At 71.4% G+C, this 12538-nt stretch carries 10 protein-coding genes and 2 pseudogenes; 8 read left to right on the top strand and 4 right to left on the bottom strand.

What is annotated here, in order from left to right:
• Positions 1-57: 57 nt before the first annotated feature.
• The 6 genes from ACQEXA_RS14680 (at position 58) to ACQEXA_RS14655 (ending at position 7091) form a co-directional block, all read left to right on the top strand.
• On the top strand, positions 58-1884 hold the full coding sequence (locus ACQEXA_RS14680) for a gamma-glutamyltransferase family protein (protein ID WP_433130268.1): 1827 nt from the start codon (positions 58-60) through the stop codon (positions 1882-1884).
• 188 nt (positions 1885-2072) lie between these two features.
• Positions 2073-2918 carry an inositol monophosphatase family protein gene (locus ACQEXA_RS14675; protein WP_433130266.1) on the top strand — a complete coding sequence of 282 codons (846 nt, stop codon included), beginning with the start codon at positions 2073-2075 and terminating at the stop codon, positions 2916-2918.
• 154 nt (positions 2919-3072) lie between these two features.
• A complete protein-coding gene (locus ACQEXA_RS14670; protein ID WP_433134561.1) occupies positions 3073-4482 on the top strand; it encodes a phytoene desaturase family protein in 1410 nt (469 codons plus the stop codon).
• Complete coding sequence (locus ACQEXA_RS14665) at positions 4479-4988, top strand: O-acetyl-ADP-ribose deacetylase (RefSeq protein WP_432934392.1); 510 nt, start codon at positions 4479-4481, stop codon at positions 4986-4988. The genes ACQEXA_RS14670 and ACQEXA_RS14665 overlap by 4 nt, the downstream gene beginning before the upstream one ends.
• A 144-nt stretch (positions 4989-5132) precedes the next feature.
• Positions 5133-6599: an AlkA N-terminal domain-containing protein gene (locus tag ACQEXA_RS14660; RefSeq protein WP_361824478.1), complete on the top strand. Its 1467-nt coding sequence runs from the start codon at positions 5133-5135 to the stop codon at positions 6597-6599.
• A 9-nt stretch (positions 6600-6608) separates the two neighbouring features.
• The gene (locus ACQEXA_RS14655; protein WP_432934394.1) at positions 6609-7091 is read left to right on the top strand and encodes a methylated-DNA--[protein]-cysteine S-methyltransferase; all 483 of its coding nucleotides are present in this window, start codon (positions 6609-6611) and stop codon (positions 7089-7091) included.
• A gap of 66 nt (positions 7092-7157) precedes the next feature.
• Here ACQEXA_RS14655 and ACQEXA_RS14650 read toward each other — a convergent pair whose 3' ends face one another.
• Complete coding sequence (locus ACQEXA_RS14650; RefSeq protein ID WP_433130264.1) at positions 7158-8120, bottom strand: SDR family NAD(P)-dependent oxidoreductase; 963 nt, start codon at positions 8118-8120, stop codon at positions 7158-7160.
• Positions 8121-8236: 116 nt separating this feature from the next.
• Here ACQEXA_RS14650 and ACQEXA_RS14645 point away from each other — a divergent pair, with 116 nt between their 5' ends.
• Positions 8237-9190 carry an AraC family transcriptional regulator gene (locus ACQEXA_RS14645; protein WP_433130262.1) on the top strand — a complete coding sequence of 318 codons (954 nt, stop codon included), beginning with the start codon at positions 8237-8239 and terminating at the stop codon, positions 9188-9190.
• A gap of 170 nt (positions 9191-9360) precedes the next feature.
• Here the strand turns inward: ACQEXA_RS14645 and ACQEXA_RS14640 are convergent, their stop codons facing one another.
• A complete protein-coding gene (locus ACQEXA_RS14640) occupies positions 9361-10062 on the bottom strand; it encodes an SIR2 family NAD-dependent protein deacylase (protein ID WP_433130260.1) in 702 nt (233 codons plus the stop codon).
• Positions 10063-10659: 597 nt separating this feature from the next.
• Between ACQEXA_RS14640 and ACQEXA_RS14635 the strand changes: the two genes are divergently transcribed.
• Positions 10660-11490, top strand: a complete 831-nt coding sequence (locus tag ACQEXA_RS14635; RefSeq protein ID WP_433130258.1) for an IS1380 family transposase — start codon at positions 10660-10662, stop codon at positions 11488-11490.
• A gap of 150 nt (positions 11491-11640) precedes the next feature.
• On the opposite strand, the pseudogene ACQEXA_RS14630 reads toward ACQEXA_RS14635, so the two are convergent.
• Both ACQEXA_RS14630 and ACQEXA_RS14625 read right to left on the bottom strand, forming a co-directional pair.
• Positions 11641-11852 (bottom strand): annotated as a pseudogene (locus ACQEXA_RS14630) (transposase); the annotation flags it as partial.
• A gap of 53 nt (positions 11853-11905) precedes the next feature.
• A pseudogene (locus tag ACQEXA_RS14625) lies at positions 11906-12007 on the bottom strand (IS481 family transposase); the annotation flags it as partial.
• Between the last annotated feature and the right edge of the window lie 531 nt (positions 12008-12538).

Below are 12538 nucleotides of genomic sequence, written 5' to 3'. Positions count from 1 at the left end.
CTGCACCGGGGGTGCGTACGATCGCCGCACCGGACGGCGAGCAGTGAGGAGTTTCCGATGTTCACCACCCGCCCCACGCTCCAGGGCACCTTCGGCATGGTCTCCTCCACCCACTGGCTGGCCTCGCAGTCGGCCATGGCGGTGCTGGAGGACGGCGGCAACGCCTTCGACGCCGCAGTGGCCGGAGCGTTCGTGCTGCACGTGGTGGAGCCGCATCTGAACGGACCCGCCGGGGAGGTCCCGATCCTGCTCGCCCCCGCAGGCGGTGAGGTACGGGTGCTGTGCGGTCAGGGCGTCGCACCCGCGGGGGCCACGATCGCCCATTACCGGGGACTCGGTCTGGATCTCGTGCCCGGCACCGGACCCCTCGCCGCGGCCGTCCCCGGCGCTTTCGACGCCTGGATGCTTCTGCTGCGCGACCACGGTACGAAGCCCCTCGCCGACGTCCTGAAGTACGCCATCGGCTATGCCGAGCACGGGCACGCACCAGTGGAACGCGTCGGCGAGACCGTCGAAAGCGTCCGCGAGCTGTTCGAGACGGAGTGGACCTCCTCGGCCGAGGTGTACCTCCCGAACGGGAAGGCACCCGTCCCCGGTGAGCTGCTGCGCAATCCCGCGCTGGCCGCCACCTGGAAGCGGCTGCTTGCCGAGGTCTCCGGGGCGGGGGACCGGGAGGCGCAGATCGAGGCCGCCCGGCGAGTGTGGCGGTCGGGCTTCATCGCGGAGGCGCTCGTGCGGCAGGCGCGGCGGCCCACCAAGGACACCAGCGGCGAGCGCCACAGCGGCACCCTGGCCGCCGATGACCTGGCCTCCTGGTCCGCCTCCTACGAGAGGCCCGCCACCTACGACTGGAACGGCTGGACCGTGTGCAAGGCAGGCCCCTGGAGCCAGGGCCCGGCCCTGCTCCAGCAGCTCGCCCTGCTCCCGCCCGAGCTGCCCCGCTACGGCTCCGCGGACTATGTCCACCTGCTGATCGAGGGCTGCAAGCTCGCCATGGCCGACCGCGAGGCCTGGTACGGCGACGCGGCCGAGGTGCCGCTGGACGACCTGCTCTCGGACGCCTACAACGCCGGGCGGCGCGACCTCGTCGGCGACAAGGCCTCCTACGAGCTGCGCCCCGGCGCACCCGGGGGCCGCGCTCCCCGCCTGAGCGAGTACGCGTGCGTGGTGGCCGCCGACGACCCCGGCTTCGACCCCATGGGGGCTGGCGAACCGACGGTCGCCAAGAGCCCGGCCTCCCCGGTGCCCGGCGAACCGGACGTCGCCGCCGACGGGACCACCCGCGGCGACACCTGCCACCTGGACGTCGTCGACCGCTGGGGCAACATGGTCGCGGCCATGCCCAGCGGTGGCTGGCTGCAGTCCAACCCGGTCGTGCCCGAGCTGGGCTTCCCGCTGGGCACCCGCCTCCAGATGAGCTGGCTGGACGAGGGTCTGCCCAACTCCCTCACCCCGGGCCGACGCCCCCGGACCACCCTCACCCCCACGATGGCGCTGCGCGACGGTGTGCCGGTGCTCGCGTTCGGCACGCCCGGCGGCGACCAGCAGGACCAGTGGCAGATGCACTTCTTCCTGGCGGCCGCCCTGCTCCCGGCGGTCCGCGGCGGGCTGGACCTGCAGGGCGCCATCGACGCCCCGAACTGGCACAACGACAGCTTCCCCGGCTCCTTCTACCCGCGCGGTATGCGCCCCGGCAGCGTCACCGTGGAGTCCCGCATGGACTCCGCGGTGGTCGAGGAGCTGCGCCGGCGCGGCCATGACGTGACCGTCGGCGGCGCCTGGTCCGAGGGGCGGTTGTGCGCGGTGGCCCGGGATCCGCGGACGGGGGTGCTGTCCGCCGCGGCGAATCCGCGCGGGATGCAGGGGTACGCGGTCGGCCGCTAGGCGGGAGCGGCGGGCCGCCGAGGTCGCGTTGCCGGGCCGGGGTGGCGCGGCCGGGCCGGTTACCTCGGTGGCGACAAGCGATCGAGCGTGCCCGCGTCCCGATCAACGAAGTCCCCAATTCATCCGGATTCCACCGGTGGTACACCGGGCCGGGGGGGATTGTCAGCGTCGCGTGCTCTCATGGACGCATGATCGAAGGCTTTGAAACCATCGACGAGTTTCTCGCTCATCGCACGTCAGACGTGGAGGAGGCCGTCCGCACGGCGGCCGCCACCGAGATCATGCCGCGCTTCCGCCGGCTCGCCGCAGACGAGATCGACGAGAAGAGCGGCCCGTACGACCTGGTCACCGACGCCGACCGCAAGGCCGAGGCCTACCTCGCCGAGGCGCTCGTCAAGCTGCTGCCCGGCTCGGTCGTGGTGGGCGAGGAGGCGGTCCACGCCAATCCGGCGACGTACGAGGCGGTGCGGGGCAGCGAGCCCGTCTGGATCGTCGATCCGGTCGACGGCACCCGTCAGTTCGTCCACGGCGACCTCGGATTCTGCACGCTGGTCGCCCTCGCGCAGGACGGCGTCCTGCTGGCCTCGTGGACGTACGCACCGGCCCAGGACAAGCTCGCCACGGCCGTACGGGGACAGGGCGCCTTCCTCGACGGCGTACGCCTGCGCTCCGGCTCACCCGCCCCGGGCCGTGACCTGGAGGTGGCCACCTCGCACCCGTACTACACGACGGACGAGCAGAAGCGCGCGCTCCTCGGCCTGCAGACCGAGGGAATACGCCCGCGCTCGTGCGGGTCCGCGGGCCTCGAGTACCTGAAGATCGCCCAGGGCCTGCTGGACGCTACTGCCTTCTCCTGGGAAGCGGCATGGGACCACGCGGCGGGCATCCTCCTGGTCGAGGAGGCGGGCGGCGCACACCTCACGCTCACGGGTGAGCCGTTCCGTATCACCGGCGGCAACACCTTGCCGTTCACCGCCGCCAGGGACGAGGCCACGGCCCGGCGGGTGGTGGGACTGCTGTCGGGCGGCGTCTGAACCCGGTAGCGCCCGCAACGCCCTTGCGTCCGGGCCGACATCGCCGTCACCGCCGGATCCGGCGGCCGCCACCCGCACCTCCGCACTGTCAGTGGCCCGGCATATCCTGAATGCCTGTGGGCGTCGGCTGACGAAGGAGTCCGAGGTGCCGTCGATGCACGATGCGGTCGTGGTGGGAGCGGGGCCCAACGGACTGACGGCTGCCGTGGAGCTGGCTCGCCGGGGGTTCTCCGTGGCCATCTTCGAGGCCCGCGACACCGTCGGCGGAGGCGCGCGGACGGAGGAGCTGACGCTGCCCGGGTTCCGGCACGACCCGTGCTCGGCGGCCCACCCTCTCGGTATCAACTCGCCGGCCTTCCGGGCACTGCCCCTGGAGCGCTACGGCCTCGAATGGCTGCACGCCGAGCTGCCCATGGCGCACCCCTTCCCCGACGGCAGCGCCGCGGTGCTCTCCCGTTCCGTCGCCGAGACGGCCGCCTCGTTCGGGCCGCACGACGCGGGGGCCTACCGCAGGCTGGTCGAGCCCTTCCTCGGCCGCTGGGACACCCTGGCCCGTGACTTCATGTCCCTGCCGCTCACCGCGCTCCCTCGTGACCCGGTCACCCTGGCCCGGTTCGGCCTCGTGGGGCTGCCCCCGTCGACCTGGCTGATGCGCCGCTTCCGCGACGAGCGGGCGAAAGCCCTGTTCGCCGGTCTCGTCGCCCATGTGATCGCCCCGCTCGACGGCTTCGCCACCGGCGCGATCGGCCTGGTCTTCGCGCTGGCCGCGCACGCCCGCGGCTGGCCGGTGGCCCGCGGCGGCTCCCAGTCCGTCTCGGACGCCCTCGCCGCCTACCTCAAGGACCTCGGCGGCACCGTCCACACCGACTACGAGGTCAAGCGCCTCGATGACCTGCCCCCGGCGCGCGCCTATATCTTCGACACCTCGCCCACCGCCCTGGCCCGCATCGCAGGCCTCGGCCGGTACTACGACGGCTTCCGGTACGGCCCCGGCATCTTCAAGATCGACTACGCCCTGGACGGCCCCGTGCCCTGGACCGCGAAGGAACCGCGTGTCGCGACCACCGTCCAGATCGGCGCCGACAAGGCCGAGATCGGCCATGCCCTGCGCGCCGCGTCCCGGGAGGGCCGCGCCCCCGACAAACCCTTCCTGATCACCGTGCAGCCCAGCGTCGCCGACCCCACCCGGGCGCCGGAGGGCAAGCACGTCTTCTGGGCGTACGGCCATGTGCCGAACGGCTGGACGGGAGACCTCACCGATGCCATAGAACGCCAACTGGAGCGCTTCGCGCCGGGCTTCCGTGACCGCGTCCTCGCCCGCGCCACCGCGGGCCCGCCCGAACTGGCCGCCCGCAACGCCAACTACGTCGGCGGCGACATCGCCTCCGGCGCGGTGTCCGGTTTGCAGCTCCTGCTGCGCCCCAAACCGTCCCTGTTCCCGTACAACACCCCCCACCCGGCCGTCTTCATCTGCTCCTCGGCCACCCCGCCGGGCCCCGGAGTGCACGGCATGTCGGGGCACAACGCGGCGAAGGCCGTCTGGAGGAGGCTGAGAGCGACATGACCGGTCTCACCCTGGTGCTGGGCGACATCACCCGGCAGAGCGCCGACGCGATCGTCAACGCGGCCAACTCCTCGCTGCTCGGCGGTGGAGGCGTGGACGGCGCGATCCACCGGCGCGGCGGGCCCGCGATCCTCGAGGAGTGCCGCGCACTGCGTGCCTCCCACTACGGCAAGGGACTGCCCACCGGCCAGGCGGTCGCCACGACCGCGGGCGAACTGGACGCACAGTGGGTGATCCACACCGTCGGCCCGGTCTGGTCCGCCACCGAGGACCGCTCCGAGCTGCTGGCCTCCTGCTACCGGGAGTCCCTCAGGGTCGCCGACACACTGGGCGCCCGGACGGTCGCGTTCCCGGCCGTCTCCACGGGTGTCTACGGCTGGCCGCTGGACGACGGAGCCCGTATCGCGGTCGAGACCGTGCGGAGCGTGGCGACCGAGGTCGTGGAGGTACGGTTCGTCCTCTTCGACGAGCGGGCCTACGAGGCGTTCGCCGCCCACGTCGACTGACGCGGGCACCCTCGGCCGGGACGCACCGCGGCCCGTTCCGGCGCCGCTGGTGATCGGGACAGTGCCAGGTAGGCTCACCTACATGTCGGATTTCCGCCAGCCCGGCCGCCGGTCATGACCCATGCTGGACGCATGCGGAACGGGATGCACACCGACAGGGAGCGCTGCGTGCGCGCGGTGCAGTCGAAGGACGCACGCTTCGACGGCTGGTTCTTCACCGCCGTCCTGACCACGCGGATCTACTGCCGGCCCAGCTGCCCGGTCGTGCCGCCCAAGCCGGAGAACATGACGTTCTACCCGAGCGCGGCCGCCTGCCAGCAGGCCGGATTCCGGGCCTGCAAGCGGTGCCGCCCGGACACCAGCCCCGGCTCGCCCGCCTGGAACCAGCGGGCCGACCTGGTCGCCCGCGCCATGCGGCTGATCGCCGACGGCGTCGTCGACCGGGAGGGCGTGCCCGGGCTGGCCGCGCGCCTCGGCTACAGCACCCGCCAGATCGAGCGCCAGCTCCTCGCCGAGCTGGGTGCGGGACCCCTCGCGCTCGCCCGGGCGCAGCGCGCCCAGACGGCCCGGCTCCTCATCGAGACGACCGCGCTGCCGATGGCGGAGATCGCGTTCGCGGCCGGCTTCTCCTCGATCCGCTCCTTCAACGACACCGTCCGCGAGGTCTTCGCGCTGGCCCCGGGCGAACTGCGCGCCCGCCTGCCGAAGACGACGGCGATCGCACCGGGCGTCCTGACCCTGCGGCTGCCCTTCCGGGCCCCGCTCAACCCGGACAACCTCTTCGGCCACCTCGCCGCGACCGCCGTACCCGGCGTCGAGGAATGGCGCGACGGCGCCTACCGGCGCACCCTCCGGCTGCCGTACGGCCACGGGATCGTGGCGCTGACACCGCGGCCCGACCACATCGGCTGCCGTCTGACCCTGAGCGATCTGCGCGACCTGCCCGTGGCGATCAGCCGCTGCCGCCGGATGCTCGACCTGGACGCCGATCCCGTCGCGGTGGACGACCAGCTGCGCGCCGATCCGCTGCTGGCACCGCTGGTCGACAAGGCCCCGGGCCGCAGGGTCCCGCGCACCGTGGACGAGGACGAGTTCGCCGTACGGGCCGTCCTCGGCCAGCAGGTGTCCACGGCCGCCGCCCGCACCCACGCGGCCCGTCTGGTCACGGCGCACGGCGAGGCGGTCGAGGACCCAGAAGGCGGCCTCACCCACCTCTTCCCGGCACCCGACGCGCTCGCCGCGCTCGACCCCGAGTCGCTCGCGATGCCCCGCACCCGCCGCACCACGTTCACCACCCTCGTCCGCCGGCTCGCGGACAAGGAGATCCACTTGGGCGTGGAGAGCGACTGGGAGGAGACCCGGGCCCGCCTGCTCGCGCTACCCGGCTTCGGCCCCTGGACCGTCGATGTGATCGCGATGCGCGCCCTCGGCGACCCCGACGCCTTCCTGCCCACCGACCTCGGCATCCGGCGCGCGGCCCAGGGGCTGGGCCTGCCGTCCACCCCGGCCGCGCTCACGGCCCGGGCGGCGGCCTGGCGGCCCTGGCGGGCGTACGCGGTCCAGTACCTCTGGGCGACCGACGGCCACCCCATCAATTTCCTGCCTGTGTGAGGACGTTCCATGAAGCAGTACACGGTCATCGACAGCCCCTACGGTCCGCTCACCCTCGTCGCCGACGACGGCGTCCTGTGCGGCCTGTACATGGTCGGCCAGCGCCACCGCCCACCCGAGGAGAGCTTCGGCGAGCCGGACGACACCCCATTCGGGGAGGCGATCGATCAGCTGCGGGCCTACTTCGCGGGCGAGTTGAAGGAGTTCACCCTCGAACTGCGCCTGCACGGCACGCCGTTCCAGCGCAGCGTCTGGGAGCAGCTGTCCCGGATCCCCTACGGCGAGACCCGCTCGTACGGCCAACTGGCCGACGCCCTGGGCAATCCCGGCGCCTCACGCGCCGTCGGCCTCGCCAACGGCAAGAACCCCGTCGGCATCATCGTCCCCTGCCACCGTGTGATCGGCGCGGGCGGCGGCCTGACGGGCTACGGCGGCGGCCTCGACCGCAAGAGGCGCCTGCTGGACTTCGAACAGGGAGCGGGCCTGTTCTGAAGGCGGCGGTCCGGCGCACGCGTCCCGCACCGCCGCCTCACCGGCTCCGCTCCCCCCGGGCGGACGTCAGCGGCGTACGGCGTCGGCGGCCTGGTCCCACAGCCGGTCCGCCGCCTGCTGATCGAGGGCGTGAGCGGCCACCCGGCCGGCCCGGTTGTCGCCGTCCGATACGACCGGTGCCTCCTGGTTGTCCTCGAAGTAGCGGCCGGTCACACCCTTGACCAGCGGCGATGCGGCCAGCAGCACGGATGTCGCGGCGCCCTGGGCCGGGGTCTTGTAGTACGGCAGCGGAGTCAGGTTCCCCTCGTCGTCCATCACGCCGAACGAGCGCATGGTGTCGTCGTCCAGGTGGCGCTGGAGGTTGGTGAGGATGTAGCCGGGGGCGACCGCATTGGCCGTGATGCCGTCGTCCGCCCACCGGCGGGCACCCACGGCGAGGAGCACATCGGCCGTCTTGGACTGCCCGTAGGCCACCCAGGGGTCGTACGGACGCCGCTCGAAGTGCGGGTCGTCGAAGTCGAAGGGCGAGTTCAGGTGGGCCCCGGAGCTGACGACCACGACGCGAGCCGAGCCCGACGCGCGCAGCGCGGGGTGGAGGGCGTCGGCCAGGGCGAAGTGACCGAGGAAGTTGGTGGCGAGCTGCAGCTCCCAGCCCTCTGCGCTGAGCTGTCGCGTGGGAAGCGCCATGATCCCGGCGTTGGCCACGAGGATGTCCAGCGGGCCGCGCCACACCCGCGCGAAGGCCAGGGCGGAGTCGATGTCCGCCAGGTCGAGCGCCTCGGCCCGCACGGATCCGGCACCAGGGGCTGCGGCGAGTTCACGGACCAGCGGCTCGGCGGTCTCCGGACGACGGGTGGCCACGGTGACCTCCGCGCCGGCGAGGGCGAGGGCCCGGACCGTCTCGGTACCGATACCGGAGGCGCCGCCGGTGACCACGGCGCGGCGTCCGGTGAGGTCCACGCCGTCGATCACCTCGGCGGCCGTGGCGTGGGAGTGGAAGGGGGTGGTGAGTGGGGATTCGGCGTTCACGGGCAGTCTTTCCTGAGGTGCGACGTCACGTACGCCACTCACCGTAGGACCGCGCCGCTGGACGATGTATAACTTGTCGTCCGGACTTCTTCAGCCATCGTCCAGAGGAGGTGCTCGTGGATCCACTGGAGGACGTGCTGGCCCTACTGAAGACGCGCAGCCATCTGTCGACCGCCCTGGCGGCGGGAGGGCGCTGGGCCGTGCGGTTCGCCCCACCCTCCGGCGTCAAGTTCAACGCCGTCAGACGCGGACGGTGCCGGCTGGAGGTCGACGGGCTCCCGGAACCGATCGAGCTGGCGGCCGGCGACTGCTACCTGCTCACTCGCCCGCTGCGCTTCACCCTGAGCAGTGACCCCGAGGCCACCGCGGTGGACGCGGGCCCCGTCTTCGCGAGGGCGACGGGCGGCGTCGCGCGGGTCGGTACCGGTGACGATGTATACCTGATCGGCGGGCGCTTCTCCTTCGGCGAGCGGGCGCAGGAGCTGCTGCTGGACGGGCTGCCCCCGGTCGTCCACGTGCCCGCGGGGACCGAGCAGGCGGATGCCGTGGAGTGGGCGCTGACCGCCATCGAACAGGAACTGCACCACAGGCCGCCGGCCTCGACGCTGGTCGCCGAGCACCTCGCCGTCATCATGCTCATCCACGTTCTTCGGCTGCACCTCGCCCGTCAGCCGCACGCGGTGTCGGGGTGGCTGTCCGGCCTCGCCGACCCCGTGGTGGCCACGGCCCTGGCGTCGATGCACGAAGACCCCGCGCGTTCCTGGACCGTGGCCGAACTGGCGCAAGCGAGCGCCGTGTCGCGGTCCACGCTGGCGGCGCGCTTCAAGGAGACGGTCGGGCAGGGACCGCTGGAGTACCTGACCCGCTGGCGGATCGAACTCGCCTCCCGGCAGCTGCGAGCGAGCACCGACACGGTCGCCCTCATCGCGCACTCGGTCGGATACGGGTCGGAGAGCGCACTCAGCGTGGCCTTCAAGCGCGTCACGGGAATGTCGCCGGGCGCGTACCGCAAGCAGGCGGGCGCGTTCTCGGACCCCGGCGCCGTGCTGGTCGGCGCGGACGGCGCATGAGCGGACTGACACGGGGTGACCCGGCGCGCCCCAGAGCGAGCCACCCCATGCCGGCCTGCGACGTCTCCGGCCCACCCCGGGGCTCCGCACAGGAGAGACCCCGCCCCCTGGGCAGCGGCGACGGGGCACGGTCGACGCGCTCGGCGACCACGGACGGCTCGGGGCCGCGGTCAGCCCTGGCCGCTCGAGGCGGTCAGGCCGCGCAGTAGTTCGGGCAGCGCGGTGCCGATCGGCTCGCGGACGATCTCGTCGGCGCGGTCGTCGTACGGTGTCGGCTCGGCGTTGACGATGATCAGGCGGGCTCCGTGGTCGGTCGCCACGCCCGCGAGTCCGGCGGCGGGTTGCACCTGCAGGCTGCTGCCGACGGCGATGAACACCTGGCAGGCCTTGGTGATGGCGACGGCCTCGCCGAGCACGACCGGGTCGAGTCGTTCACCGAACATCACGGTGGCCGATTTGAGGATGCCGCCGCAGTTCAGGCAGGGCGGGTCCTCCTCGCCGGCTTCGACGCGGGCGATGGCGTCCTCCATGGGGCCGCGGGCATGACAGTTCGTGCACACGAAGCTGCGGGCGCTGCCATGCAGTTCCAGGACCTTGCGGGCGGGCATCCCGGCGAGCTGGTGGAGCCCGTCGACGTTCTGCGTGATCACCCGCACGGGCACCCCGGAGTGCTCCAGTTCGGCCACGGCACGGTGCGCGGCGTTGGGCTCGGCCTTGAGCGTGCGGTTCTTGCGCCGCATCTGCCAGGAGCGCCGCCGGATCTCGGGATCGCCCATGTAGTACTCGTACGTCACGAGCTTCTCGGCTTCGGGGTCCTTCCGCCACAGGCCGTTGGGCCCGCGGTAGTCGGGGATCCCGGAATCGCAAGGCATCAGCAGATGTAACACGACGCTAGAACGGGAGCGTCTGGAACAGCCGTGGAACGGGGCCATCTGGGGGCAGGTGGGCTCAGCGGTGGCAGGCTCAAGGCCCGTCACCCAGCGCACCGATGCGACCACTCCAAGCAATAGAGCTGGCCTATCGGCTTCGGCTACGCACCTTTTTCAAGTTCGTTCGCAACCCTCATGCTCATCACAAGATTGCGCTCATGCAGTCACATGCCTGTGCGCTGGTGGCCCGGGGTGTCGGCCTTGTGCCGACATCCAGCAGTTCGGTCGGGAGCAGCAGCAGGAGCACCAATAGGGTGAAGGCCGCCCTTGACGCACCGCCCTGGACCAACAGCGCCACAACCTAACCGGGCACTCTTAGCCTCGATCCACCGCGTGGTGATCGGCCTGTGGACGGAGAAATAGGAAGAGGTGCCTGCTGACCTGCGATGATGGGAGTTCCGACGCTTCCACCACGCACGATCGGCAAGGCACCTCTGAAGTGAAAGTCTCCCGCAGGCTCGCGGAGCTGTTCGCCGTGTTCGACGACGCCGACCTGATCGCACATGCCGGGCTCATCCCGACGATCCGGTTGGCCGAGCGGTGCCGAGGCTGGGCAAAGGCTCGGCAGGCTCCGGCAAGGGCGCCGCGAGTCTGCTGCGCGAGGCGCTGGCCACAGTGCGGGCGATGGGCATCACCGCGCAGATCATCGTCCGCGCCGACTCTGCGTACTTCTCCCACAAGGCCGTCGAGGTCTGCCGCAAAGCCGGCGCACGGTTCTCGCTCGCGGTCGCGGTCAAGAAGAAGATCCGCGAGGCCATCGCGGGCATCGCCGAGGGCGCCTGGACGCCGATCAAGTACGCCAGCGCCGTCTGGGATGCCGAGGAGGAACGCTGGATCTCCGACGCCGAGATCGCCGAGGTCCCCTTCACCGCGTTCACCAGCAAGAAGAAGGCGTTTCACACCACCGCCCGGCTGATTGTGCGCCGGGTGAAGCGGCTCAACCCGAAGAGCGTGCCCGAGGGGCAGGCCGAGCTGTTCGGCGTCTGGCGCCACCACGTCATCTTCACCGACAACCCGTTCGTCCTGACCCAGGCCGAACCCATGCACCGCGAACACGCCGTCGTGGAACAGGTCTTCGCCGACCTGGAAGACTCCGCACTCGCCCACCTGCCCTCGGGCAAGTTCACCGCGAACGCCGCCTGGCTCACCCTCGCCGCCACCGCCTACAACCTCACCCGCGCCGCAGGCCACCTCGCCTCCGCCTTCCACGCCAAGGCACGGACCGGCACCATCCGCCGCCACCTGATCAACATCCCCGCCCGGATCGCCACCGGAGCCCGCCGCCTCACACTCCACCTGCCCGAACACTGGCGCTGGGAAGCCGACTTCACCGACCTGTGGACAGCGACCGGACAACGCATGCTCACCTGAGCCACGCGACCGCCCTGCCTGCCCACGACTCGAAAGACCTTGGAGACTCCTCGCCGGACGGCCACCCGACGATCGCCGCTGCCCACACCCCGAAAGATCACCCTGAACCCGCCCGAAGGTGATGATCAGAATTCACGCGGTGGATCGAGGGTCAGCCGACCATCGTCGGTGCTGCCGTGCACCGTTTTCCACTTCCCGAACCGGGCCGGCAAATCCCGCCGCGGTATGCCGGTTCGCTGCCGGAAGAGAATGCCGTTGATCACTCTGAGGTGGTTCTGCCAACGGCTTCCTCTACCTGAATTCGTCGGCAAGTGCGGCTCAAGCCGTGCCCATTCCTCATTCGACAGATCGCCCCGCCCCACGTCGACCGAAACGAGCTGGGCGCAGGTCGGTCACATGACCCATCGGACAGAACCTAGGTGTATTGACGCGCAGGGTTGTTGACGCGGGTGATGGGTGGCCGCCCGCCGAGCGCGGTGTGGCAGCGATGGTAGGTGTAGGCGTGGAGGAAGGCGTCGGGGGCTGCCCTTCCCGGAGCCCTGGACCGAGATCGGCGTCCCCCGTCAAGTCCCAGTGAAACCGGAAGGTTTCCGCGATCCACTTCGCGCGCAGCGGATCTGCGGACAGCAGGACAGTCTGTGTTATCCGATCTATTGCGCCGATTTAGGTATTTAGGTAGCGCAACTTGGCAGTTGCTAGGATTTGGCCCGTAATCTTCGAGTGTCAGTCAGCGCACGGCGAAGGAAGTGTGTCCATGTCGTTCAGCCCGGGGGAGCAGGTCAACTTCGGCGGTGACGTCGCCGTCGTGCTGGCGGACCACGGTGACGGTGGCTACCTGATTTCCAGCGGCCCGACGCGGCTGCCGATCGTGGTCCCCGCCGACACCCTCGAGGACGCGCAGCGCAGGTCCGCCACCAAGCGGCTGTTCACCCCCACCGCACCGCACCTGCTCTCCATGGACAACTTCCTCGACGACCCGGACGAGGTGCCGGGGGCGGTGCCCATCGGGGCTGCCCGGCGCTCTCCTTCACCGCCGCGCCGCATGGCC

Origin of the sequence: Streptomyces sp. CA-106110, from assembly GCF_050936285.1 — a bacterium.
Lineage (GTDB): Bacteria > Actinomycetota > Actinomycetes > Streptomycetales > Streptomycetaceae > Streptomyces.
Note: the sequence above shows the minus strand (reverse complement) of the source record. Positions and strands in the feature narration are given on the sequence as shown.